Annotated in this window: 21 protein-coding genes; 6 read left to right on the top strand and 15 right to left on the bottom strand. The window is 70.5% G+C overall.

Annotated features, from left to right (window positions below; genetic code table 11):
* Positions 1–3: 3 nt before the first annotated feature.
* The 12 genes from F1734_RS05555 to F1734_RS05500 form a co-directional block, all read right to left on the bottom strand.
* Positions 4–582: a hypothetical protein gene (locus F1734_RS05555; RefSeq protein WP_010594436.1), complete on the bottom strand. Its 579-nt coding sequence runs from the start codon at positions 580–582 to the stop codon at positions 4–6.
* Positions 579–1,112, bottom strand: coding sequence for a hypothetical protein (locus F1734_RS05550; protein ID WP_010594437.1), 534 nt, complete (start codon positions 1,110–1,112; stop codon positions 579–581). The genes F1734_RS05555 and F1734_RS05550 overlap by 4 nt, the downstream gene beginning before the upstream one ends.
* Entirely contained in the window at positions 1,112–2,527 is a 1,416-nt protein-coding gene (locus F1734_RS05545; RefSeq protein ID WP_010594438.1) for an MCE family protein, read from the bottom strand. Before F1734_RS05545 ends, F1734_RS05550 begins: the two co-directional genes overlap by 1 nt.
* The gene (locus F1734_RS05540; protein WP_017680995.1) at positions 2,524–3,759 is read right to left on the bottom strand and encodes an MCE family protein; all 1,236 of its coding nucleotides are present in this window, start codon (positions 3,757–3,759) and stop codon (positions 2,524–2,526) included. Before F1734_RS05540 ends, F1734_RS05545 begins: the two co-directional genes overlap by 4 nt.
* Positions 3,756–5,084, bottom strand: coding sequence for an MCE family protein (locus tag F1734_RS05535; RefSeq protein WP_010594440.1), 1,329 nt, complete (start codon positions 5,082–5,084; stop codon positions 3,756–3,758). Before F1734_RS05535 ends, F1734_RS05540 begins: the two co-directional genes overlap by 4 nt.
* Positions 5,081–6,139 carry an MCE family protein gene (locus F1734_RS05530; protein WP_010594441.1) on the bottom strand — a complete coding sequence of 353 codons (1,059 nt, stop codon included), beginning with the start codon at positions 6,137–6,139 and terminating at the stop codon, positions 5,081–5,083. The genes F1734_RS05535 and F1734_RS05530 overlap by 4 nt, the downstream gene beginning before the upstream one ends.
* Entirely contained in the window at positions 6,136–7,155 is a 1,020-nt protein-coding gene (locus F1734_RS05525) for an MCE family protein (RefSeq protein WP_010594442.1), read from the bottom strand. The genes F1734_RS05530 and F1734_RS05525 overlap by 4 nt, the downstream gene beginning before the upstream one ends.
* Positions 7,156–7,212: 57 nt before the next feature.
* Entirely contained in the window at positions 7,213–8,391 is a 1,179-nt protein-coding gene (locus tag F1734_RS05520; protein WP_017680994.1) for an MCE family protein, read from the bottom strand.
* Positions 8,392–8,395: 4 nt separating this feature from the next.
* Positions 8,396–9,244 (bottom strand): MlaE family ABC transporter permease, encoded by an 849-nt coding sequence (locus F1734_RS05515; protein WP_010594444.1) that lies wholly within the window; start codon positions 9,242–9,244, stop codon positions 8,396–8,398.
* 20 nt (positions 9,245–9,264) lie between these two features.
* Positions 9,265–10,029: an MlaE family ABC transporter permease gene (locus F1734_RS05510; RefSeq protein ID WP_010594445.1), complete on the bottom strand. Its 765-nt coding sequence runs from the start codon at positions 10,027–10,029 to the stop codon at positions 9,265–9,267.
* A gap of 460 nt (positions 10,030–10,489) precedes the next feature.
* On the bottom strand, positions 10,490–11,488 hold the full coding sequence (locus F1734_RS05505) for a 3-oxoacyl-ACP reductase (protein WP_238424118.1): 999 nt from the start codon (positions 11,486–11,488) through the stop codon (positions 10,490–10,492).
* A gap of 119 nt (positions 11,489–11,607) precedes the next feature.
* Entirely contained in the window at positions 11,608–11,793 is a 186-nt protein-coding gene (locus F1734_RS05500; RefSeq protein ID WP_010594447.1) for a ferredoxin, read from the bottom strand.
* A 179-nt stretch (positions 11,794–11,972) separates the two neighbouring features.
* Between F1734_RS05500 and F1734_RS05495 the strand changes: the two genes are divergently transcribed.
* The 6 genes from F1734_RS05495 (at position 11,973) to F1734_RS05470 (ending at position 20,413) form a co-directional block, all read left to right on the top strand.
* Positions 11,973–13,151 (top strand): acyl-CoA dehydrogenase family protein, encoded by a 1,179-nt coding sequence (locus F1734_RS05495; protein WP_017680991.1) that lies wholly within the window; start codon positions 11,973–11,975, stop codon positions 13,149–13,151.
* Between the two features lie 23 nt (positions 13,152–13,174).
* Positions 13,175–14,290 carry an acyl-CoA dehydrogenase family protein gene (locus tag F1734_RS05490; RefSeq protein WP_203011409.1) on the top strand — a complete coding sequence of 372 codons (1,116 nt, stop codon included), beginning with the start codon at positions 13,175–13,177 and terminating at the stop codon, positions 14,288–14,290.
* A gap of 59 nt (positions 14,291–14,349) precedes the next feature.
* On the top strand, positions 14,350–15,972 hold the full coding sequence (locus tag F1734_RS05485) for a long-chain-fatty-acid--CoA ligase (protein ID WP_203011408.1): 1,623 nt from the start codon (positions 14,350–14,352) through the stop codon (positions 15,970–15,972).
* Between the two features lie 69 nt (positions 15,973–16,041).
* Complete coding sequence (locus F1734_RS05480; protein ID WP_228287186.1) at positions 16,042–16,761, top strand: helix-turn-helix transcriptional regulator; 720 nt, start codon at positions 16,042–16,044, stop codon at positions 16,759–16,761.
* Positions 16,701–17,849, top strand: coding sequence for a hypothetical protein (locus F1734_RS05475; RefSeq protein WP_010594452.1), 1,149 nt, complete (start codon positions 16,701–16,703; stop codon positions 17,847–17,849). Before F1734_RS05480 ends, F1734_RS05475 begins: the two co-directional genes overlap by 61 nt.
* A complete protein-coding gene (locus F1734_RS05470) occupies positions 17,846–20,413 on the top strand; it encodes a multicopper oxidase domain-containing protein (protein ID WP_010594453.1) in 2,568 nt (855 codons plus the stop codon). The genes F1734_RS05475 and F1734_RS05470 overlap by 4 nt, the downstream gene beginning before the upstream one ends.
* A gap of 7 nt (positions 20,414–20,420) precedes the next feature.
* Here F1734_RS05470 and F1734_RS05465 read toward each other — a convergent pair whose 3' ends face one another.
* From F1734_RS05465 to F1734_RS05455, 3 genes are read right to left on the bottom strand one after another with little or no spacing between them, the layout of a single operon-like run.
* Positions 20,421–21,614 carry a cytochrome P450 gene (locus F1734_RS05465; protein ID WP_228287187.1) on the bottom strand — a complete coding sequence of 398 codons (1,194 nt, stop codon included), beginning with the start codon at positions 21,612–21,614 and terminating at the stop codon, positions 20,421–20,423.
* A gap of 10 nt (positions 21,615–21,624) precedes the next feature.
* Positions 21,625–22,737: an NAD(P)H-dependent flavin oxidoreductase gene (locus F1734_RS05460; protein WP_010594455.1), complete on the bottom strand. Its 1,113-nt coding sequence runs from the start codon at positions 22,735–22,737 to the stop codon at positions 21,625–21,627.
* Positions 22,738–22,748: 11 nt separating this feature from the next.
* Positions 22,749–24,404: an acyl-CoA synthetase gene (locus F1734_RS05455; protein ID WP_010594456.1), complete on the bottom strand. Its 1,656-nt coding sequence runs from the start codon at positions 24,402–24,404 to the stop codon at positions 22,749–22,751.
* Positions 24,405–24,470: the final 66 nt, after the last annotated feature.

The raw sequence follows: 24,470 nt of genomic DNA, 5'->3' as shown, positions 1-24,470 counted from the left end.
CCCTCACACCGGCGTCAGGCGGCTCACCAGCCACCGGCCGTCGTGCTTCTCGAGTTCGACGCGCACACGGCTGCCGCTGCTGACCGCTTCGGGATTGACGGAACTGGTGGTGATCTGGTTGAGGAACAGCAGGGTCACCGCCCGGTCGGCCTCGGCCGACACGACCGACGACGCCTGCACGCTCACCTGAACGGTGATCGACTTCTCCTTCGCGCCGGGCGCGATGACGTTCGTCATCAGGCTGGTGTACTCGTCCCGGAAGTCGCCGGTGAGCCCGTCGGAGGCCGCGGCGACCTGCTCGTCGACCCTGGCGTGGTCGTACGCGAGCATCGCGACGGCCTGCTCCTCGGCCGCCTGCAGGGCCTCGGTCCGGGCCGCCTCGGCACCGTCGCGCTCGACCTTGTCGTACACGCCGAACCCGACGAGGCCGGCGAGCACGATCGCCGCGGCGGTGAGGGCCGCGAGCAGCATTCTCCGCCGACCGCCCGCGGGGCCGGGCGGCGTCGTCGCGTCCTCCGCGGCGTCCACGCGCGTGGTGTCGTCGGTCTGGGTCACGGCGTCGTCCTTCGAATTCTCGGTCACGGTACGAAGTCCACCTTCGACGCGAGCAGGCGGCCGTCCTCGTCGCAGATCGTCACCCGCAGCCGGAAGTCGCGCGGTTCGGGTTCGGTCTGTTCCGCGTTGGACACCATCGACCGGGCGGCCACGAGCGAGGTCATGCAGGCGCCGTCCTCGGCTTGGATGCCGGCCTCGATCACCTCGCCGGTGGTGTCGACGTTCGCCTTGGTCACCACGTCGACGAAAGGCCCCTCGCGGCCTTCGAATTCGGCCTTGAAGTCGCCGGTCGCCCCGTCGAGCAGGCGCTGCACGTCCGCGGCCGCGCTCTGCGGGTGGATGGTGGTCAGGTTCAGCACGGTCTGCCGCGCGGCCTGCAGGTACGCCGCCCGCCGGGCGTCGTGGTCGCGGTCGGCTCTCGCGTCGAGCCACAGCCATACCCCGGCGCCCGCCAGGGCGAGGACGATCACGGCCGCGAGCGCGGGCAGCAGCCGGCCCGTCCGGGCGGGTGCGGTCTCCGGGGTCGTCGTGGTGGCGGAGGTCTGTTCGTCCGCCATCAGCCTTGCTGCGCCTTCATGTACGTCTCCAAACTGGTCTCGGGGCCGGTATCGACGTTGCGATACACCGTACCGTCGGGACCGATGTACGTCCCCGTCGCCGGGTCGATGCCCCGCGCCGTGACCCCGGCGGGTGCAGCCGGGTTCGTCCCGGTCGCGTGCGATGCGGGGACCGGCACGTCGCCTTCCGACTGCACGGGTGTCGGCGCGCCCCGCCACGGGTTGTCGAGGTACTCGGGCTGATACCCGTTGCGGCACGCCTCCGGCGTGGGCCCGCGCCGGCCCGGGAACTCCATGCACGGCAGGTTCCGCGCACCGCGCACGGCGTTCGGATCCGACTGCGGGAGCTTGCAGTACACCTCGCCGGGGGTGTCCACCATGGTGGTGTCCGCGGGGCTGCGCCACTGCTCGGGTGGCAGGAAGCCGGACAGGCACGGCGGCGGATCGTGCAGCTGCAGGTGGAAGTCGACGACCGCGCCGTCCTCGGCCGGTCCGCTGCCGGCGGCGGTGATCAGGGCGGTGGTCATCGGCGGGTACAGCACCAGGATCTGTTCGATGCCGGCGTTGTAGATCACGCCCACCTCCCCGACGCTGACCATGTTGGCCAGCAGGAGCGGCAGCGTCGGCCGCAGGTCCTGCAGCAGCTGTTCGGCCTCGGCCGCGGCGCCCGGCCCCTTCGCGAGCACCGCCCGCAGGTCGGTGTCGGCGGCCCGCAGCCCGTCGGTGAACGTCAGCATGTCCCGGGTCCAGGACCGGATCGCGTCGCTGGTGACGACCTGGGTGTCGAGCAGCGGACCGAGTTGATCGAGCAGTGCCTTGGTCTGCTCGCTGCCCGCGCTCGCCTCCTGCACGAACAGGCGGGTCGAATCGATCAGCCGCTGCAGGTCCGGTCCCGAACCGTTGAACGCGTCGAACGACTCGTCGACGACAGTGCGCAGCCGCGTGTCGCTGATGCTGGCGAGCAGGACGTCGGCCTGGTCGAGCAGCGCGCCCACCTCCTGCGGCACCGACGTGCGGTCGGCGGGGATCACGTCGCCGTCCGCCAGGTACTCCCCACTCGAACCGTTCTGCGGCGGAACGAAGTCCACGTACTGCTCGCCGACGGCGGACACGCTGCGCACCGCCGCGTCGACGTCGGCGGGGATCGCGCGGTCGCTGTCGATCGACAGGACGGCCTCCACGCCGGTGGGCGAGAGCTGCACCTTGTCGACCACCCCGACCGTGTTGCCGCGGTAGGTGACGTTCGCGTGCGGGTAGAGCCCGCCGGTGGAGGCCAGCTCCACGATCACCGTGTACCGGCCGACGCCGAACAGCTGCGGGAGCTTGACGTACTGCAGCGACATCACCAGCAGCCCGACCACCGTGAGCACCGCGAAGATCACGAGCTGGATCCGGACGAACTTCGACAGCATCATGGCGCCGGCACCCCCAGCGGGGGCAGCCCCGGAATGGTGATCTCCCCCAGGCCGGGCACCGACAGGGTCGCGGCCGGGCCCGGTGCGGGTTGTGCGGCCGGCTGCTCGAGCGGGGCCTGGAACGGGTCCGCGGACTGGGCCGCCAGCCCGGCGTCCTGCCCGAGGATGCCTTCCGGTCCGGCGAGACGCCCGGCGAGCGGGGTGCCGGTGAGGAAGTTCAGGTCCAGCCGTTCGAGGGTGAGGTCGATGGTCATGGCGAGGTTCGCGTAGTCGCCCCGGATGACCTGGTCGATGCCGGCCTGCGGGAACGGATAGGTCAGCAGCACGCCGAGCACCTCGGTCAGGGCGTTGCCGGAGTCGGCGAGCGCCCGCAGCGTCGGAGCGAGCGCCTGCAGGTTGGTGTGCAGGTCCTCGCCGCTGTTCTCGACGAGCCGGCTGGCCACGGTGCTCATCTCGCCGAGCGAGGTGAGCGCGATGGTCAGGTCCTGGCGCTGGTCGGCGAGCACGGTCAGCGCGGCCGGCATCTCGTCGAGCGCCCGGACGAGGGTGGCGTTCTGCGCGTCGACCGTCCACGCGAGCCGGTCGATGCCCTCCATCGCGGCGATGATGTCGCCCCGCTGCCGGTCGAGGGTGCCGACGAGTTCGTCGAGCCGCGGCAGCAGGTTCCGGATCGAGTCCTCCCGTCCGTACAGCGCCGCGTTCAGCTCGGTGGTGATGTCGTTGATCTGTGCGAGTCCACCGCCGTTGAGGACCACCGACAGCGACGACAGCGTCTGCTCGGTGGTCGGGTACACCCCGGCCCGCTCGAGCGGAATGAGGTCGCCGTCCTCGAGCCGGCCCTGCGGCGGCTCGTCCGTAGGCGACGCCAGTTCGAGATGCTGCGAGCCGAGCAGGCTGGTCTGCCCGATCCTCGCCGTCGCGTTCGCCGGGAGTGCCACCTCACCGTCGAGGGCGACGGTCACGAGGGCGTGCCAGTCCTCGACCTCGATCCTGGTGACGCTGCCGACCTGGACGTCGTCGACCCGCACCGGCGAATTCTGGGTCAGGGTGGTCACGTTCGGCATCTGGATCCGCACCTGGTAGGCGTCCTCGCCGTGCCCGGCGGTGCCGGGGAGGGGAAGGGAGTTCAGCCCCTCCCACTCGCATCCGGTCGAGGTCAGCGCCGCCGCGACCAGCATCGCGGCGACGGCACCGCGCCGCGTCGGGCGGGAGTGCCGGATTCGGGTGCTCATCGTCCTCCTCCCGGCTGCAGCAGCGCACCGAGGTCGGGGGGAACCGTCACGGTGGGCAGGCCGGGCAGCGGCCCGGCCGGCGGCACGGCGTCCGCGGGTGCGGTGCCCCGCCCCGCGGCCGCGGCTTCCGCCTCGAGACCCGGCTCGGTGTACTGGATCTGGTCGGGGAACGCCTCCACCGCGGCGATGGGGTTGGTCATGACCGGCAGGTAGTTCATCGCCAGCGACTGGAGCACCGGTCCGAGCTGCTGGCGGCACAGTTCCGCGCTGCGGTCGGAGGTGGCGTTCGCGGCCGCGGCCACGGACCCGCACATGAACTCGACGGGATTGGCGAGGTTGCTGATCGCCAGCGCACCGGTGAGCGAGCCCTGTGCGGGCTTGTAGATGTCGTAGAAGTTCGACAGCGCCGTCGGTCCGGAGTGCAGGACCCGTTCGATCTCGGGTCGCTTGCGGGCGAGGACTTCGGTGGCGTCGGCGAGGCGCTGCACCGACTCGGTCAGCGCGGCCCGGTGGTCCTGCACGAACCGCTGCACGTCACCGACCGCGAGGTCGAGGTCCGCGAGCGAGGTGCCGAGCTGATCCGAGCTCTCGGCGAGGACGTCCGAGACCGACGCGAGCCGGCCGCCGAGCTGCACGATCTGCTCGTTGCTGGTCGAGAGCACCGCCACGAACGCCTGCAGGTTCCGGACGGTGCCGAACAGGTCGGTGCGCCCCTCCGACAGGGTGTGCATCGTGTCGGACAGTTCGCGCAGGGTGGCGCGGATGGTCAGGCCGTTGCCGTCGAGGTTCTCGGCGGCCGTGTCGATGAAACGCCCGAGCGAGCCCTGCGGATCGAGACCCTGAGGGCCGAGGGCTTCCGACAGACGCATCAGTTCCGTCTTGATCTGGTCCCATTCCACCGGCGAGGCGGTGCGCTCGAGCGGGATCGTCGCGTCGTCGGCGAGCTGCGGGCCCCCCGAGTACACCGGGGTCAGCTGGACGAAGCGCGCGGACACGAGGCTCTGCGCGATGATCACCGCCTTGGCGTCGGCCGGGATGTCGACGGAGTCGTCGACCTGCATCTGCACGCGCACCAGGTCGTCGCCCGGCTCGATGCGGGTGATCCTGCCGACGCTCACGCCCAGCACCCGCACGTCGTCGCCCTCGTACAGGCCGCTCGTGGAGACGAATTCGGCGTTGATCGTGCGCTTGCCCCAGCCGGGCAGCACCACGGCGAACGCGACGAGGGCCAGGGCCACCACTGCGACACCGGCGATCACCGGCAGCAGCAGGCGGCGGCGCTTCCCGGGCCGGTCCTCCGGGGCTTGGAGAGTATCGGTGCTCATTCGCCATCCTTCGTGATCGACGGCGGGTCCTTCGGGATGATGTCCTGCAGGTCCTGCTCCAGCAGTTCGGGGGCGACCATGCTGTCGACCAGTGCCTTCCACCACGGCGCGGGCAGGACGTTCGACACGTACGCGTTGAAGAACGGGCCGCTCGCGACGGACTCGCCGAGCGCGCTGATGTACGGGCCGAGCCCGTCGAGGGCGCCGGCGATGTTCTCCTTGTTCGCCTGCAGGTTGGCGGTCACCGCGTTGAGCTTGTCCAGGGTGGGACCCATCTGCGCCTGGTTCTCCTGCACCAGGGCGGAGAGCTGCCTCGAGACCGCGGAGATGTTCGCGATCAGCTCGGTGATCGCGTCGCGCCGCAGGCTCAGCTCCCCGAAGAGGGCGTTGGCGTCCACCACGAGCGCGTTGATCCGGTCGCTGCGTTCGGCGAGGATGCCGGTCACCGATTCGGCGCGGGCCAGCAGATCCTCGAGCGACTCGTCGCGTGCGTTGACGGACTGGGACAGCCTGGTCATGCCCTCGAGCGCCCCCCGCAGCTCGGGCGGGGTGTCCTGCAGCGAATCCGACAGCGCATCGAGCGAGTCGTCGATCTGCTCGGTGTCGAGCTCGGACACCGTGGTCGTGAGGTCGCCGAGGGCGTCGGTGAGCGAGTACGGCGAGTCGGTGCGCGTCGACGGGATCGGCTCGCGCGGGTCGAGCGTCCCCGAACCGTACGGTTGCACGGCGAGCGACTTGCGGCCGAGCACGGTATTCGTCTTGATGTCGGCTCCGGTGTCCTCGCCGAGCGCGATGCCGTCGCGGACGGTGAAGGCGACGAGCACCTGCCGGTCGTCGAGGCGGACGTCGGTGACCTCGCCGACGTCGACGCCGGCGAGGGTGACGGTGTCGCCGGGTACGAGACCGCCGGCGTCGACGAAGTACGCCGAGTAGGTCAGGCCCCCGGAGAGGAACTGCAGCTGGTCGTACTGCAGGCCCGCGAGCACCGTCGCGGCGGCGACGGACAGGCCGACGATGCCGACCTGCACGGGATTGCGTTCACGGATCGGACTCATTCGATCTTCGCGCACCTTCCGGTCGTCTGCTCGGCCGACGTGAAACGGATGGTGGTCCCGTCCGGTCCCGAGAATTTGAACGTGTTGGCACACAGGAAGAATTGGAAGAAGTTGCCGTACACCCCCACCCGGATGAGCTTCTTGTAGTCGTTCGGCAGCCGCTCGAGTGTCCGGTTGATGTCGTCGCGCCCGAGGTCGAGCTGGGTCATGGTGCGGTTGGTCTCGGCGATCACCGACTGCAGGTCCGGCCGGTTGTTCTGCAGCAGCGACGCGAGATCGCCGGTGCCGGCCGCGATCCGCGGGATGGCGGTGCCGATCGGGTCGCGGTCCTGCGCGAGCCCGCTCACCAGGGTCTGCAACCGGTCGACGGTCTCGGTGAACTGCTGGTCGTTCTCGTCGATGGTGGCAAGGACCGCGTTGAGATTGTCGATGACGTCGCCGATCAGCCGGTCCCGGTCGGCGAGGGAGTTCGTGAAGGAGTTCGTGTTGCCCAGCAGCGACACCAGGGTGCCGCCCTGGCCCTGGAAGACCTGGAGCAGCGCGCCGGACAGGTCGTTGACCTGCTGCGGGTCGAGGCCCTGCAGCAGCGGCTTGAATCCGCCGAGCAGCAGGTCGAGGTCGAGCGCGGGTTCCGTCTGCGACACCGGGATCGTGCCGCCGGCCGGCAGCGTCTCCCCGGTCCCCGGTCCCTCGAGCAGTTCGAGATAGCGGTCGCCCACGAGGTTCTCGTACCGCACCGTGGCCTTGGTGCTCGCCAGCAGCGTGTGCTCGGCGTCGACGTCGAACGACACCTCGGCCTGGTTGTCGCGCCCGACGTCGACGCTGTCGACCGATCCGACGGGCACCCCGGCGATACGGACCTTGTCACCGGCCTGCAGTCCGGACACGTCGGTGAACGTCGCGTGATAGGTCTGCGTGCCGGTGAACCGCACCTGGCTGAACACGATCGCCAGCACCGCGAAGATCAGCACCATCACGACGGTGAACGCGAGGAACTTGACCGTGGTGGCCCTCACCGGATCACCCCGCCTTCCCGCGCCGCCCGGTCCGTCCGCATCTGCGCCTGCGGCATCTCACTCGCCTCCCGGGATCATGTCGCCGAACAGGAAACCGAAGATCGTCGGGTACCGCACCCACGTCTCGGTGTTCGGGTGGTACGGCACGGGATGGGTGTCGGCGACGACGAAGGGCGCGTGGCCGTCGCGCTTGGGATCGAAGTCGGGCAGCCCGTGGCAGTTCGGCCCGCCCGAAGCTCCCACCACCGGCAGGTCCTGCTCGTGGTCGTACATGGTGGCGCCGCCCAGGAAGTTCGTGCTCAGCATCAGCGCCGGGTACTTGCCGGTGCCGGCCATGGGTTCGAACGCGATGCGCGCGTCGTTGAGCCCGACGAGGAAGCACGGCAGCTCGGGCGAGTACTCCGCGAGCAGCGTCGTGGTCTCCGTCAGCAGATCCAGCGCCGAGGTCAGTTGGGCCTCGTTCTCGCCGAGGACGTCGCGCCCGGTGTTCGCCAGACCGGTGACGTTCATCAGCATCAGGTCCAGGTTGGCCTGCTCGTCGACCACGGTGTTGCCGATCGAGGTGGCGTTGTCGAGCAGGTTCATCACGTCGGGGGCGACGTCGGCGTACAGGTTGGTGACGTCGGCCGCCACGGCGAGGTCGTACTGCAGTTGCGGCAGCGAGGGATTCATCGTCGCGAGGTAGTCCTCGGCCTCGACGAGGGTGGCGCCGAGGGTGTCGCCCCGACCGTCCAGGGCCTCGGAGATCGCCCCGAGCGTGGCGTTGAGCTTCTCCGGCTGGATCTGCGCGAGCACGTCGGACAGGTGCTGGAAGACGGTGTTGAACTCGACGGTGACGTTCTCGGCCGCGATGATCGCGCCCTCCTGGAGCGGAACCGGCGACGGGTCGTCCGGCACGAGCAGGTTGACGAACTTCGCCCCGAACACGGTGGTGGACTCGATGGCCACCCGCACGTTGGACGGCACCAGGTGCAGCTGACCGGGATCCATCGCGAGCTGCAGCAGCGCACCGTCGGGAGTGTGCTCGACGGACCGGACCCGGCCCACCTCGACACCGCGCAGCTTGACCTTCGCGTCGGGTTCCATCACCAGGCCGGACCGTGCGGAGGTGACCGTGACCGGGGTGGTGGCGGTGAAGGCACCGGCGAACATCAGCAGCGCCAGCACGACGGCGACGGTGAGGCCGCCGACGAGCCCGAGGGCCGCGAGTTTCTTCTTCCAGGAGGGTGTGTCCATGCGCCTATCCCGACAGGTTGAAGTTGCCGGTCGCCCCGTACACCGCGAGCGAGATGAGCAGGGTCACGGTCACCACCGCGATCAGGGAGGCGCGCACCGCGTTGCCGACGGCGACGCCGACGCCGACCGGGCCGCCACCGGCATTGAATCCGTAGTAGGTGTGGATCAGCATGACGGCTATCGCCATGACGATGGCCTGCACGAACGACCACAGGATGTCGGTGGGGATGAGGAACGTGTCGAAGTAGTGGTCGTACACGCCCGCGGACTGGCCGTAGAGCACGACGGTGGCGAAGCGGCTGGCGACGAACGAGGCGATCACGGCCAGCGAGTACAGCGGGACGATCGCGATCATGCCCGCCATCACGCGGGTGCTCACGAGATACGGGATCGACGGGATCGCCATGACTTCGAGCGCGTCGATCTCCTCCGAGACCCGCATGGCGCCGAGCTGGGCGGTCGAGCCGGCGCCGATGGTGGCGGCCAGGCCGATGCCCGCGATGGTGGGCGCCGCGATGCGGACGTTGATGAAGGCGGCGAAGAAGCCCGTGAGGGCCTCGACGCCGATGTTGCCGAGGGAGCTGAAGCCCTGCACGGCGATGATCCCGCCGGTGAACAGGGTCAGGAAGCCGACGATGACGACCGTTCCGCCGATCACGGCGAGCGCCCCGGTGCCCATGCTGATCTCGGCGATCAGCCGGACCGTCTCCTTCGGGTAGTGCATCAGCGCACGCGGGGCGTAGCCGAGCGCCTTGCCGAAGAAGAGCGCCTGGTCACCGAGCCGGTCCACGGAGTCGGAGGCCCGGGCGATGCGGCGCCGCGCGCGGGGGAAGCGCCAGGAGATCACTGCCATCTACATCACCGCCGTGCCGGTCACCCGCCCGTCAGCTTGATGCCGACGGCGGTGACGAGAAGGTTGACCACGAACAATGCCATGAAGGCGAACACGACCGTCTGGTTGACGGCATCGCCCACGCTCTTGGCGCCGCCCTTGACGTTGAGGCCCAGGTAGGCGGCGACGAGGCCGGCGATCATGCCGAACAGTCCGGCCTTGATCTGGGAGATCATCAGTTCGCCGAAGCCGGTGAGCAGGGTGATGCCGTTGACGAAGGCGCCGGGGTTCACGTCCTGGAGGAAGACGGAGAACGCGAAGCCGCCGAGGATGCCGATGGAGCACACCAGCCCGTTGAGCAGCAGCGCGACGACGGTGGACGCGAGGACCCGGGGCACGACGAGACGGTGGATCGGGTTGATGCCGAGCACGCGCATCGCGTCGATCTCCTCTCGGATGGTGCGGGCGGCGAGATCCGCGCAGATGGCGGTGGCGCCGGCACCGGCGACGATGAGCACGGTGACCATGGGGCCGACCTGGGTGACGGCACCGAGCGCGGCGCCGGCGCCGCTGAGGTCCGCGGCTCCGATCTCGCGCAGCAGGATGTTGAGGGTGAAGCTGACCAGGACGGTGAACGGCACCGCGACGAGGACCGTCGGCACGAGGGACACCCGTGCGACGAACCAGGCCTGGTCGACGAACTCGCGTCGCTGGAAGGGCCGGGAGAACACGGCCCGGGCGGTCTCACCGGTCATCGCGAAGAATCCGCCCACCGCGCGGAGCGGGACCTCGAGGAGGTCTACCACCGTCTCCTCCTCCGTTGGTTCGCTCGCCGGCCACGGCCGACGAGAGGTCAGCTTGTGACCCGCGTCATACTAACTAGAACGTGTTCATGTGTCAAAGACCGTCGCGACACGCCGCCGCCCGCGCGGCGGGAACCGTGCCGCACCGGCCGCGGCGCGACAGCCACGACGAACCCGGAATCGGGCTTCGAACTGGGAAGATGCCCACCCGGACCGCGGGATCCCCCACCCGTCCACAGCGCCCGGTCGCACGGGGTCGCGGCACCGAACCGGCGCGTCCCGCCGGATGTCGAGGGAGAGAAATTAGAACAGGTATCACCAGAGTTCACACGCCCGCGGTCGCGGCCGCGCACCCGGCGCGGCACGCCGGGCAGAGCCCGACACTAACCGGATCGGCCCGGGACGGCGCGATATTACCGAAGGGCGACCTTGCATGTCACTTCGGGTATCACCTAGCGGTGTTTCAGAGAGCGAGGGCCTGCGCGGCCGAGAAGGTGCGCGCAGGATCCCGGTCGTCGAAGTAGCTTCCGACGCGGTCGGCGAGGGTTTCCGGGGTCCAGCGGACGTCCGCGTCGAACCGCTGCTCGACGACGGGCGCGGCCATCAGCGCGACCATCGGGCCGTAGACGACGAAGACCTGGCCGTTGATCCGGTCCGCCGCGGGAGATGCCAGGTAGGTGACCAGCGCCGAGACGTGCTCGGGTGCCAGCGGATCCACCTCCCCCTCGGGCGCGGCACCGAAGACACCCTCCGTCATCGCGGTGCGCGCCCGTGGGCAGATGGCATTGGCCCGCACCCCGTACCGGGACAGGCCCCGCGCGGCGGAGAGGGTGAGGGCGGTGATCCCGGCCTTGGCCGCGCCGTAGTTGGCCTGCCCCTCGGGACCGAGCAGGCCGGCCTCGGAGGACGTGTTGACGATCCGGCCGTAGACGGGCCCGCCGGCCTTCTTGGACTCGCCACGCCAGTACGCCGCCGCGTTGCGGCACAGCAGGAAATGGCCGCGCAGATGGACGGCGATCACCGCGTCCCAGTCCTCGTCGGACATGTTGAACAGCATGCGATCCCGCACGATGCCGGCATTGTTGACGACGATGTCGAGACGACCGAATCGGTCCCGGGCCGTCGCGAGCAGGGCGTCGGCCGTGGTGCGTTCGGCGACGCTGCCGGCCACGAAGGCCGCGTCGGCGCCGAGGTCGCGGATCTCGGCGAGGGTGTCCTCGACGGCGTCCGACGCCGCGAGATCGTTGACAACCACCGCGGCGCCGGCCCGGGCCAGCGCGACGGCCTCGGCGCGTCCGAGTCCGGCGCCGGCTCCGGTGACGACGGCGACCCGCCCCTCGAGACTCACACCGCCCTCGAGACTCACACCGCCCTCGAGACTCACACCGCCCTCGAGGCTCACGCCCCCGTCGTCCCCCGCACCGTTTCCCGCGGGGCCGAGACCGTTGCCGCTTGCACTCATCGACGCGTTCTCCCTAGCGATACCGGGCGGCCGCCCGGGCCGCCGCGCTCCTGGTCGCCGCGGATTCCGGCGACCATCAGAAATGTAGAACGTGTTCTCGTTTCTGACAAGCGAACTCGTCAGGCCTCGCTCAGTGCCGCGCGGGGGCACTGCGCGATCGCCGTGCGCACGTCCTCCTCCTGCTCCGGCGCGATGGGGTGCGTGACGATCAGCTCGTCGTCGTCGTTCAGATCGAAGACCTCGGGCGCAATCCCCACGCACACGCCGTTCGCCTCACAACGATCGAAGTCGACCTTGACCTCCATGAACAGACCTCGCTTCTCGCTCGCACAACCGATCCGGCGCCGGTCGCGCGGGCTGGCGCGACGGCTCGAAATCCAGGCTAGAACGCGTTTCAGTTCTGTGCAATGATTCGGGAACATCGCCGAGCCGGTCCCGGTCCTCGGCCGTCGAACAGCTGCCTACCCGACGAACGGAGCGGTTCGTGGACATCGCGTACACCCCGCAGCAAGAGGAACTCCGCGCGCAGTTGCGCGCCTATTTCGCCGACCTGATGACGCCCGAACGACGGGAGGCGCTCGCCGCGACGACGGGCGAGTACGGTGCCGGCAACGTGTACCGGGAGGTCGTCCAGCAGATGGGCAAGGACGGCTGGCTCACCCTGGGCTGGCCGGAGGAGTACGGCGGCCAGAACCGTTCGGCCATGGATCAGCTCATCTTCACCGACGAGGCGGCCATCGCCGGCGCTCCCGTTCCGTTCCTCACCATCAATTCGGTCGCGCCGACGATCATGCACTTCGGCACACCCGAGCAGAAGGAGTTCTTCCTCCCGAAGATCTCCGCCGGCGAGCTGCACTTCTCCATCGGCTACTCCGAACCCGAGGCCGGCACGGATCTCGCGTCGCTGCGCACCACCGCCGTCCGCGACGGCGACGAGTGGGTGATCAACGGCCAGAAGATGTGGACGAGCCTGATCGCCTACGCCGACTACGTGTGGCTCGCATGCCGCACCGACCCGGCCGCGCGCAAGCACAAGGGCATCAGCGTCCTCATCGTGCCCACCACGGCCGAGGGGTTCTCCTACACCCCCGTGCACACCATGGCCGGCCCCGACACCAGCGCCACCTACTACCAGGACGTGCGCGTCCCGGCCTCCGCGCTCGTCGGCGAGGAGAACGGCGGCTGGGCGCTGATCACCAACCAGCTCAACCACGAACGCGTCGCACTCACGTCCGCGGGCCCGATCCTCACCGCGCTGCAGGAAGTGCGCGAGTGGGCGCAGCACACCCGCCTGCCCGACGGCCGCCGCGTCCTCGATCAGGAATGGGTGCGGATCAACCTGGCCCGCGTCCACGCCCAGGCCGAGTACCTGAAACTGATGAACTGGGAGATCGCCTCCGGCGCCGCGCCGCTCGGGCCCGCCCCGGCGTCGGCGAACAAGGTGTTCGGCACCGAGTTCGCGACCGAGGCGTACCGGTTGCTGATGGAGATCCTCGGACCGTCGGCCACCCTGCGGCAGAACTCGCCGGGCGTGCTGCTGCGGGGCCGGCTCGAACGGATGCATCGCAGTTCCCTGATCCTCACCTTCGGCGGCGGCACCAACGAGGTCCAGCGAGACATCATCGCGATGACCGCCCTCGGCCAGCCGCCCGCCAAGCGCTGACACTCCACCGGAAGGACAAGGCCGTGGATTTCACCCTCACCGAGGCACAGCAGGACCTCGCCGGGCTCACCCGCCGCATCGTCACCGAGATCGCCACCAACGACCACCTGCGCCGGCTCGACGCCGCCGAGGACCGCATCGACCACACCCTGTGGGACGCGCTCGCCTCGTCGGGCATCCTCGGCGCGGCACTGCCCGAATCCGTCGGCGGCGACGGCTTCGGGCCGCTCGAACAGACGAGCATCCTCGCCGAACTCGGCCGCGGTGTCGCCGCCGTCCCCTACCTGTCCTCGATCGTCGTGTCCGCCGCCGCCCTCGCCGAGTTCGGCAACGACACGCAGCGTCGCGACTGGGGCGAACCCGCCGCCACCGGCGAGCAGATCCTCACCGCCGCCCTCGAGGAGGAACTGAACGACGACCCCACGTCGCCGACCACGACGGCACGTCGCACCGACGGCGGCTGGATCGTCGACGGCACCAAGATCCTCGTCGACGCGGCACCGGCCGCGGACCTGTTCCTCGTGCCGGCGGCGACCTCGGCCGGCGTCACCGTGCTCCTCGTGCGCCCCGCCGATCCCGGCGTGAGCGTGACCCGTCAGTACGACACCGGACGAGGCTGCCTCGGGACGCTGACCCTGACCGCCGCCGCCGTCCCCGACGATCGTGTGCTGGGCACCGACGGCCGCGCGATCACGGCGTGGCTGCGCGACCGCGGACTCCTCGGCTCGGCCGCATACCAGTACGGGGTGCTCGACCGGGCGCTCGAGCTCACCGCGGAGTACGCGCGCGAACGTGTGCAGTTCGATCGGCCGATCGGCAGCTTCCAGGCGGTGGCCCAGCGACTCGCCGACGCCTACATCGACGTCAAGGGTGCCCGGCTCACCCTGTGGCAGGCAGCCTTCCGCGCCGACGCCGGGCTGCCCGACACCGGGGAACTGCGCACGGCCGCGTTCTGGGCGGCCGACGCCGGGCACCGCGTCGCGCACACGCTCGTCCACGTCCACGGCGGAGTGGGTCTGGACGAGGACCATCCCGTGCACCGCTACTTCCTGGCCGCCAAGCACCACGAATTCCACCTCGGCTCGGCCACCGCACAGCTCCGGGCCCTGGGCGTGTCCCTCGCGGAAACGCCCGCGTGACAGTCCCGATCAGCGGAACCGGCACCTCGGCCGGCACGCACGGACGCCAGGATGCCCCCATGACCGACGCACTCACGGTGACCGCGCTCCTCGAGCGGCTCGCCACCGTCGACGATCGTGGCCTGCAGTTCGAGAATACGTCGCTGACGTGGCGCGAGCACGTGCAGGCCGGCCGGGATCGGGCCGCCCTGCTGCACGAACTGCTCGACCCGCGCAGGCCCCGGCACTTCGGGATCCTCATGGACAACGTGCCGGAGTTCTCGCTGCTGCTCGGCGCCGCGGCACTGTCCGGGTCGGTGGTGGTCGGGCTGAACACCACTCGCCGCGGGCAGGCCCTGGCCCGCGACATCGCGCTCGCGGACTGCCAGGTGGTGTTCACCGAGACCGCGAACGCCCGACTGCTCGACGGGCTCGATCTCGGCGGGGTGCGGGTGATCGACGTCGACTCCGCCGAGTGGGCCGCGCTGCTCGCCCCGTATGCCGGTGCCACCGTCGAACCGGTCCCGGCCAGCCCGACCGACCTGTTCATGCTGATCTTCACCTCCGGCACCAGCGGCGACCCGAAGGCCGTGTGCTGCACCCACGAGAAGATCACCGGCCCCGGCGTGATGCTCGCGGAGCGGTTCGGTCTCGGTGCCGACGACGTCGTGTACGTGTCGATGCCGATGTTCCACTCCAACGCGATGATGGCCGGCTGGGCGGTGGCGCTCGCGGCGGGGTCCGGGATCGCCCTGCGGCGCAGGTTCTCCGCCTCCGGGTTCCTGCCGGACGTGCGCCGATTCGGGGTAACCTACGCCAACTACGTGGGAAAGCCGTTGTCCTACATCGTCGCCACCCCGGAGGAACCCGGCGAGGCGGACAACCCCCTGCGCATCATGTACGGCAACGAGGGCACGGCCCCCGCGATCGCCGCGTTCCGGCGACGGTTCGGCGCGACGGTCGTCGACGGGTTCGGCTCCACCGAGGGCGGCATCTCGATCTCCGCGGCGCCCGACGCCCCGCCCGGAGCACTGGGCCGACTGCCCGACGGCGTGCAGATCTTCGACCCGGACACCGGATCTCCCTGCCCTGTCGCCGAGTTCGACGCCGACGGCCGTGTCCTCAACGCCGACGTCGCGACCGGCGAACTCGTCAACGTCACCGGGTCCGGTCTGTTCGCAGGCTATTACAAGAATCCGGGGGCCGATGCCGAACGGATGCGCGACGGCCGCTACCACAGCGGCGATCTCGGTTACGTCGACGCCGAGGGCTTCGTCTACTTCGCCGGTCGCAGTTCCGGGTGGATGCGCGTCGACGGCGAGAACATCGCGGCCGCACCGATCGAGCGCATCCTGCTCCGCTATCCGGGCTTCGCCCAGGTCGCGGTCTACGCGGTCCCGGATGCGGACGTGGGCGATCGGGTGATGGCCGCCGTCATCCCCACCGCGACCGACGAGTTCGATCCGGTCGCGTTCGCGGACTTCCTCGACGCGCAGCCCGACCTCGGCCCCAAACAGCTGCCGACGCTGATCCGGGTGTGCTCCGACTTCCCGCGCACGGCCACCTTCAAGGTGCTCACCCGCACGCTCAGCGCCGAACGGTGGAACTGCACCGACCCGGTGTGGATGCGGTCGCGCGGTGACCGCGAATTCACCCTCCTGACACCCGACCTCGCCAGCGGTGCGTCCTTTGGGCGGTCCTGACCGCCCAAAGGACACACCGATCCGCGGCCGGGCTGGCCGTTCCCGGCCCCATTTACTACAGTTAATTCCGTGGAAAATAGTGATCCGGTTCTCGGGCCGGCACCTCCGGCAACGGCGGAGCCGCCGCCGCTGTCGGCCCAGCGCGCGACCGTCCTCGGCGACGTGCGCACCCATGCTCCCGTGCGCGTCGGCGACGTCGCCGGACGTCTCACCCTGCACACCAACACGGTGCGCGAGCATCTCGAAGCCCTCGTGGAACTCGGCCTGCTCGTCCACGACAGCGTCGGCCCGCAACCGGCGCGGGGACGCGGCCGGCCCGCGCGGTGGTACCGGCCCGCACCCGCCGCCGACCCCTCCGTCTCCGCGCGCGACTACGCCGGACTCGCCACCGCCCTCGCCGGGCACCTCGCCCGCACCAGCGCCACTCCCGAGTCCGACGCCCGCGCGGCCGGTACCGACTGGGGCCGCGACCTCGTGCGCGAGTACCGCGCCTCCGGCGACCCCGACCGGACGGTGCTGACCCTGCTCGCCCACCTCGGCTTCGACCCGGTCGACGACGGGCCGCTCCGCGGCGTCGCGCTCCGCCGGTGCCCGCTGCTCGCCGCCGCCCGCCGTTTCCCCACGGTGGTGTGCCAGGTCCACCTCGGTATCGTCGAGGGCGTCCTCGCCGAACTCGGCGCTCCCACCGGGCCGGGCCTGGACCTGCTGCCCTTCGCCGAACCCGGCGCGTGCCGGCTCTTCCTGCCTACGCCCGCCGCACCGCCACGGCCCTCGGGGCGGCAGCCGTGAACGAGCGTCCCGTTCCGACACGCGCGCTGCTGCTCTTCCCGGGCGGGGTGGCCCTCCTCGCCGGTCTCGACGCCGCACTGCTGCTGCTCGGTGTGCCCGCTCCGGTCGACAGCGACCGGCTCCCCGAGGTCCACGGCGTCGTGCTGGTGCTCGGCTTCGTCGGCACGGTGGTCGCCCTCGAGCGCGCTGTCGCACTCGGACGCCGCTGGGGGTATTCCGCGCCGATCTGCCTGGGCGCAGGCGGTCTGCTGCTCGTCGCCCCCGCCCCCCGAGGTCTCGCCGACGGCCTCCTCGTGGCCGGCAGCGCCCTGCTCGTCGCGGTGTACGTGCCGTTGTGGCGGCGCACCGAGGACGTCGCGGTGGTCGTGCAGGCGGCCGGCGCGGTCCTCGCGACGGGCGGTGCACTGCTGTGGCTCGGCGGCGTGTCCGTCCCCGACCTGCTGCCGTGGTTCGTCGGCTTCCTCGTGCTCACGATCGCGGGGGAACGCCTCGAGCTCGCGCGGGTGGCGATGGTCGGCACCGGCGCGGAGCAGCTCCTGGTGGCGAGCGCGGGGGCCGTCGTGGCCGGCGTGCTCGCCACCCTGTTGTGGCCGTCCGCCGGGTATCCCCTCCTGGGCGCCGCGCTGCTGGCCCTCGTCGCCTGGCTGGCCCGGTTCGACGTGGCCCGCCGCACGGTCCGCGCGGCCGGACAGGCCCGGTTCACGGCCGTGTGCCTGCTCGCCGGGTACGGGTGGCTGGCCGCGGCGGGACTGACGTGGTTGCTCGTCGGCCCGGTCCGGACGGGCGGCGGGTACGACGCGGTCGTGCATGCGGTGATGCTCGGCTTCGTGCTGTCGATGATCCTCGCGCACGCCCCGATCGTTCTCCCGGCCGTGGTGCGACGGCCCCTGCCGTACCGCCCCGCCATGTACGGGCCCGCAGTGCTGCTGCATGGGTCCCTGCTGCTACGCCTGGCGGTCGGGGACGTCCGCGGCGTCGGATGGGCCGTCACCGTCGGCGGGGTCCTGAACATCGTCGCGGTGCTCGCCTTTCTCGCGGTGGCCGCGTACTCGGCGCTGCGACCGGCGCGGACGGAGGCGCCGGCATGAGCCGCGGCGGATGGCACCTGCGGGCGGGGACGATCGTGTTCGCGTGGTTCGTCGCGCTCGTCGTCGTCGCGCTCGCTCACCGGTTCGTGCCGATGTCCGGGTGGCTGCTGGTGCATCTGCTCGGACTCGGGGCGGCGAGCAACGCCGTCCTCGTCTGGAGCCGGCACTTCGCGGACGCCCTGCTGCGCCGCCCGCCGGCGACGAGTCGTCGACCCGAAGCGCTGCGGCTGGTGGTGTTCAACGCCGGCGCGGTCGCGGTCGTCGCGGGCATGCTCGGCCGCTGGTGGCCCCTGGTGCTCGCCGGCAGCGTCACGGTGGCGGTGATCGCCGCGATACACGCCGTGATCCTCGTCCGGCACCTGCGGGCCGCGCTGCCGTCACGCTTCGGCGAGACCGTCCGCTTCTACATCGTGGCCGCCGCCCTGCTGCCGCTGGGGGCAGGTCTCGGCGCCGCGATGGCGAACGACGCGCTGCCGGGGACGCTGCACGAGCGGTTCGTCGTCGCGCACGCCGGAGTCAACCTGTTCGGGTGGATGGGACTGACCGTGCTCGGCACGCTGGTCACCCTGTGGCCGACGATGCTGCGCACCCGGGTGGCGCAGCGGGTGGAGACGGCGGCGCGGCACGGTCTGCCCGTTCTCGCCGCCGGGCTCGGCGCCGGAGTGGCCGGGGCGATCATGGGGAGCACCGGGCTCGCAGCGGCGGGCGCGCTCACCTACCTCGCCGCAGCGGTGTACGTGCTCGAACCGCACCTCGCGGAGATCCGTCGCCGCACACCCGCCGATTTCGCGACGATGTCCGTCCTCGCGGGGGTGACCTGGTTCCTCGTGAGCGCCGCCTACGTGGCGGTCGCGCTGGCCACCGCACCCGGCTGGACGGCCGCCGCCGGCCGTATCGGCACGGCCACCGGGATCCTGCTCGCCGGCTTCCTCGTCCAGGTGCTGCTCGGGGCCCTGACGTACCTGCTCCCGGTGGTCATCGGCGGGCGGGCGGCCGTGCAGGCCGCGACGGCGGAACTCGAACGCGGCGCGGCGTGGCGTGTCGCGGTGGCCAACGGGGGCCTGGTGCTGTGCGTGCTCCCGGCGCCGAGCCTGGTGCGCGTCCTGGCGTCGATGCTGGTTCTCGTCGCCCTCGCCGCGTTTCTTCCGCTCGCGGTACGCGCGGTGGTGGCCGGCCGCCGGGCCAAGGGCACGCCGTCGCGGCTCGGCAGGCCCGAACCGATCCCCGCCCGGCGGCGTCTCGGTGTGGCCGCCGCGGGCCTGGGTGTCGTCGTGGTGGCCGCCGCCGCGGGCGTGGCGGCGGATCCCGCGGCGGCGGGCATCTCCACCGTGCGCGCGGAGGCGGTCGAGGTCACGGGCGTCACCACGGAAGCTCAGGTCCGCATCGAAGGGATGCGGTTCGTGCCCGACGTGATCGACGTTCCCGCCGGAAACCGCCTCGTCGTCACCCTCACCAATTCCGGTACGGATCGGCACGACCTCGTCCTTGCCGACGGAACCCGAACCGAGCGCCTCGCTCCCGGCGACTCCGCCACTCTCGACGCCGGCGTGATCGGCAGCGACGTCGACGGGTGGTGCTCGGTCGCCGGCCACCGGCAGATGGGCATGACGCTACGGATCCGCGCGACCGGCGCGCCGGCCCCGGACGCGCACGCCGATCATGCCGCGGCGACAGCCGGCACATCGCTCGCCGCCACCGACGTCGCTCGCAGCCTCGGTGCCGAACCGGGACCGGACTTCGTCCCGCACGACCCGGCGCTGCCCGCGCCGATGCCGGAGCACCGCATCACCCTGACCGTGACCGAATCCGAGCGTCCCGTCGCCCCCGGAATCACCCAGCGACTGTGGACGTTCGGCGGCACCGCACCCGGTCCCACCCTGCACGGCAAGGTCGGCGACGTCTTCGAGATCACGCTGGTCAACGACGGGACGATCGGGCATTCGATCGACTTCCACGCCGGGTCGCTCGCCCCCGACGGGCCGATGCGCACCATCGACCCCGGACAGTCCCTGGTCTACCGGTTCACCGCGACGCGTGCCGGCATCTGGATGTACCACTGCGCCACGATGCCGATGTCCGTGCACATCGCGAACGGGATGTTCGGCGCCGTCGTCATCGATCCGCCGGACCTCCCGCCGGTGGACCGCGAGTACGTGCTGGTGCAGTCGGAGTTGTATCTCGGTCCGGCGGCGGGTGAGGCGGACGCGGCCAAGATCGCAGCGGAGGCACCGGATCTGGTGGTGTTCAACGGCTACGCCGGACAATACGACCACGTGCCGCTGCCCGCCCGTGTCGGCGAGCGGGTGCGGATCTGGGTACTCGCGGCCGGACCCGACCGGGGCACCGCGTTCCATGTCGTCGGCGGGCAGTTCGACACGGTCTGGACCGAGGGCGACTATCGCCTGCGCCCGGGCGTCTCCGGTGCGCAGACGCTCGGCTTGTCGCCGTCCCAGGGCGGGTTCGTCGAGCTGACCTTCCCCGAGGAGGGCCGCTATCCCTTCGTCTCGCACGTGATGGTCGACGCCGAGCGGGGCGCGCACGGGGTTGTCGAGGTGCAGCCCTGAAACGCGGCTACCCGAGCGACGCGGGCAGGCTCACCCAGCCGCGGGTGAACGACGACTGCAGGCGTACCCCCGCACCCGGGTCGACCGACACGTGCGGATACCGGGACAGCAATTCCTCGAGGGCGACCCGGGACTGCAACTTCGCCAGGTGCGAGCCGATGCAGAAGTGGGGACCGCTGGAGAAACCCAGGTGCCGCGGAATGGAGCGGGTGATGTCGAACTGCTCGGCGGTGTCCCCGAATTCGCGTTCGTCCCGATTGGCCGCGCCGTAGAGCATCATCACCTTCTCCCCCGCGGGAATCGTCACCCCGTGCAGTTCGACGTCGCGCGTGGTGGTCCGCGCCAGTCCCTGCACCGATCCCTCCAGCCGCAGCGTCTCCATCAGCGCGCCCGGGATCCGGGCGGGGTCGTCGACGAGCAGGGCGCGCTGGCGGTGGTCGGTGTCGAGCAGCATCACCGCGTGCGAGATCAGGTTCCCGGTGGTGTCGTTGCCCCCGGCGACCATGACGAAGCAGAAGCCGAGGATCTCCCAGTCGGTGAGCAGTTCGCCGTCGGACTCGACTTCGGTCAACGCGCTGATCAGGTCGTCGCCGGGTGCGCGACGGCGCTCGGTGATCAACCCGGCGAAGTACTCGAACATCTCGGCGACGGCAGCGGGGGCGCTCATGGCGTTCAGGTCGAACCCGGAGTCCTGCAGCGCCGTGAGGGCAGCGACCCACGGATCGAAGCGCGGCCGGTCGGCTGCCGGCACCCCGAGCAGCTCGGCCAGCACGAATGTGGGTATCGGCGAGGAGAACTCGCGGTGCAGATCCACCTCACGCCAGCCCGCGAAGGAATCCAGCAGCACTCGGACGAATCCGCGCACCGCGTCCTCGAGAGCCGCGACGCGCCGGGGAGTGAAGCCCTTCGCGACGAGTCCACGCAGTTGTCCGTGCCGCGGCGGGTCGAGCATGACGATCGTCGGCGCGAGACCCAGTTTTCCGATCTCGTCGGGTACGAACGTCAATCCCTGTGCAGAGGAGTAGGTGCCGGTGTCGCGCACCGCGTTCCACACGTCCTCGAAGCGGGACAGCGCCCAGAACGGCGGGATGCCGTTCCGGGCGCTGACGTGGCGATGCACCGGATCCTCGTCCCGCAGCATCCGGTAGGCCGGGTAGGGGTCGGCCAGGAACTGCGGGTCGAAGGGATCGTAGACGGTCACCACCGGTCCGTCACCGGGCCGCGTTCAGCCGGTCGACGGCCTGCTCGTACCCCGCGACGAGCTCGGCCATGATCTCCGCGACCGGCCGGATCTCGTTCATCCGGCCGACGATCTGCCCTACGGGCATCGCGACGACCTCGGGATCGTCCGCGGCGGCGATCCGCTGGTGGGCTTCGCTCACGAGCAGGTTCTGTAACGGCATCGGCAGTGGTGACGGCGCCTCGGGCTTCGACCACGCCTCGGTCCACTTCGTCTTGAGCAGGCGGGCGGGCTTGCCCGAGTAGATCCGCGAGCGCACGGTGTCGGACGACGACGCGCCGAGCAGCGCTCGCTGGACCGACGACGGGCCGGCCGCGGCGGCGCCGAGCTTGTATTCGGAGGTGGTGAGCCAGTAGGAGCCCATCCACACTCCGGACGCGCCGAGCGCGAGCGCGGCGGCGATCTGCCGACCCGACCCCACTCCGCCGGCGGCAAGTACCGTCGCCGAATCGCCGAGGGCGTCGACGATTTCGGGCCAGAGCACCATCGAGGCCACCTCACCGGTGTGCCCGCCCGCCTCGTATCCCTGGGCGATGACGATGTCGACGCCGTTCTCGACGTGCCGCCGGGCATGCTCGACCGCCCCGGCGAGCGCCGCGACGGGCACCCCCTTCTCGTGGGCGAGGTCGATCACGTCCTTCGGCGGGGAGCCGAGTGCGTTGGCGATGAGGGCCGGACGGTGCCCGAGCGCGACGTCGACGTGGGAGCGGGCGACCGAATGCAGCCATCCGAGGACACCGGCTGCGTGTTCGGCGGACTCGTCGAGCGGCGGCACGCCGAGTTCGGCGAGGGTGCGCTCGACGAAGGCACGGTGCTCGGCGGGGATGAGCTTGTCGAGGTCGACGGCGGACCCCTCGGTGGGGACCTTCGCGGGCATCACGATGTCGACGCCGTAGGGCTTGCCGTCGGTGTTCTCGTCCATCCAGGTGAGGACGTCGTCGAGTTCGGCCGGGTCGTTGAACCGGACGCAGCCGAGGACGCCGAGACCACCGGCCCGGCTGATCGCGGCGGCGACGTGCTCGGACGGGGTGAACCCGAAGATCGGGTACTGGATTCCGAATTTCCTGCTGAGATCGGTGTGCATCCCGGTCCCTTCTAGCTCGCCGCAGCGGAGCCGTTGGTGTGGTGGTCGTCCGCTGGGCGCTGCTCGGTCTGCTCCTTGGCCCACCGGTAGTCGGGCTTGCCGGCCGGTGAGCGCTTGATGGCGTCGACGTACCAGACACTGCGCGGGATCTTGTAGCTGGCGATCTGCGTCCGGGCCACCTCGACGAGGTCGGCCAGCGCCGGCCGGGTGCCGGCCCGGGGGGCGATCACGGCGGACACGCGCTGTCCCCAGCGCTCGTCCGGCACGCCGACGACGAGGACGTCGAACACGTCCGGGTGGGCCTTCAGGGCGCCCTCCACCTCCTCGGGGAACACCTTCTCGCCGCCGGTGTTGATGCAGACCGAGCCGCGGCCGAGCATGGTGACGGTGCCGTCGGCCTCGACCCGCGCGTGGTCCCCCGGGATGGAGTAGCGGACACCGTGGTACTCGCGGAAGGTCGCCTTGGTCTTGACCTCGTCCTTGTAGTAGCCGATCGGGATGTGGCCCTTGCGGGCGAGCACGCCCACCTGACCGGATCCGGGCTCGATCGGGTTCCCCTCGTCGTCGATCACGGCGGTGGAGGCGTCGATCTTGACGGTCGGGCCGCCCGCGTGGGTCTGTCCCTTGGCGACGATGCCGAGTCCGCCGAAGCCGGTCTCGGACGAGCCGATCGAGTCGGTGACGACCGTGTTGGGCATCAGGTCCAGGAAGCGCTCCTTCAGCGCCGGGGAGAACAGGGCCGCGCTCGACGCCATCGCGAACAGCGACGACAGGTCGTACTTCTCCCCCGTCCCGGGACGGCCGCTCTCGAGGGCGTCGAGCATCGGGCGGCCCATCGCGTCGCCGGTGATGAAGATGACGTTGACCTTGTGTTCCTCGATGACCCGCCACACCTCGTGGCCGTCGAACTCGGGATGCATGATGACCTTGCCGCCGCTGAACAGCGACTGCAGCACCGCCCACTGGGCACCGCCGTGGATGAGCGGCGGGATCGGGAAGCGCACCAGCGGCGCACCCGAGGCACCGGTCTTGGCGAGTTCCCATTCGTCGGCGACGTATTCGCCCGTCATGAAGTTGATGCCGCCGCCGAGCACGCGCCACACGTCCTCCTGACGCCACATCACGCCCTTGGGGCTGCCGGTGGTGCCTCCGGTGTAGAGGATGTAGAGGTCGTCGGCGCTGCGTTCGCCGAAGTCGCGCTCGGGGGAGCCCTGGGCCAGGGCGGACTCGTAGTCGACGCCGTCGTAGCCCGAGTAGTCGAGATCGGTACCGTCGTCGACCACGACGACGGTACGGATCTGCGGACAGTGCGGCAGGACGGCGGCGACCTTGTCCGAATAGCGACGCTCGTGGACGAGCGCGACCATGTCCGAGTTGTCGAAGATGTACTGCAACTCGTTCTCGACGTACCGGTAGTTGACGTTCACCATCACGGCACGGATCTTGAACACCGCGACCATCGCCTCGATGGCTTCGATGGTGTTGCGGGAGTAGATACCCACCTTGTCACCGGGCTTCACACCCTGTTCCTGCAGATAGTGGGCGAGCCGATTGGCGCGCTCCTCCAGCTGCGCGTAGGTGACCTCACGTCCGTCCGACGCGAGCGCGACGCGGTCGGGAACAAGGTCGATTGCGTGCTCTACGAGGTCTGCGATGTTAAGGGCCACGACACAAAAGTAGAACGTGTTACCGTTTCTGACAAGACCCGAATGAGATCCAGTTCACAACACCGC

The organism is Rhodococcus ruber (assembly GCF_016804345.1).
Lineage (GTDB): Bacteria > Actinomycetota > Actinomycetes > Mycobacteriales > Mycobacteriaceae > Rhodococcus > Rhodococcus ruber.
The sequence above is the reverse complement of the archived record's forward strand: the minus strand, read 5'-3'. Positions and strand labels throughout refer to the sequence as shown.

Coding starts and splice junctions, on each gene's coding strand:
- F1734_RS05500 (WP_010594447.1), bottom strand. CDS start 11,793: ATGGAGGTCAAGGTCGACTTCGATCGTTGTGAGGCGAACGGCGTGTGC.
- F1734_RS05485 (WP_203011408.1), top strand. CDS start 14,350: ATGACCGACGCACTCACGGTGACCGCGCTCCTCGAGCGGCTCGCCACC.
- F1734_RS05515 (WP_010594444.1), bottom strand. CDS start 9,244: ATGGCAGTGATCTCCTGGCGCTTCCCCCGCGCGCGGCGCCGCATCGCC.
- F1734_RS05505 (WP_238424118.1), bottom strand. CDS start 11,488: ATGAGTGCAAGCGGCAACGGTCTCGGCCCCGCGGGAAACGGTGCGGGG.
- F1734_RS05530 (WP_010594441.1), bottom strand. CDS start 6,139: ATGAGTCCGATCCGTGAACGCAATCCCGTGCAGGTCGGCATCGTCGGC.
- F1734_RS05460 (WP_010594455.1), bottom strand. CDS start 22,737: ATGCACACCGATCTCAGCAGGAAATTCGGAATCCAGTACCCGATCTTC.
- F1734_RS05520 (WP_017680994.1), bottom strand. CDS start 8,391: ATGGACACACCCTCCTGGAAGAAGAAACTCGCGGCCCTCGGGCTCGTC.
- F1734_RS05540 (WP_017680995.1), bottom strand. CDS start 3,759: ATGAGCACCCGAATCCGGCACTCCCGCCCGACGCGGCGCGGTGCCGTC.
- F1734_RS05545 (WP_010594438.1), bottom strand. CDS start 2,527: ATGATGCTGTCGAAGTTCGTCCGGATCCAGCTCGTGATCTTCGCGGTG.
- F1734_RS05550 (WP_010594437.1), bottom strand. CDS start 1,112: ATGGCGGACGAACAGACCTCCGCCACCACGACGACCCCGGAGACCGCA.
- F1734_RS05470 (WP_010594453.1), top strand. CDS start 17,846: ATGAGCCGCGGCGGATGGCACCTGCGGGCGGGGACGATCGTGTTCGCG.
- F1734_RS05535 (WP_010594440.1), bottom strand. CDS start 5,084: ATGAGCACCGATACTCTCCAAGCCCCGGAGGACCGGCCCGGGAAGCGC.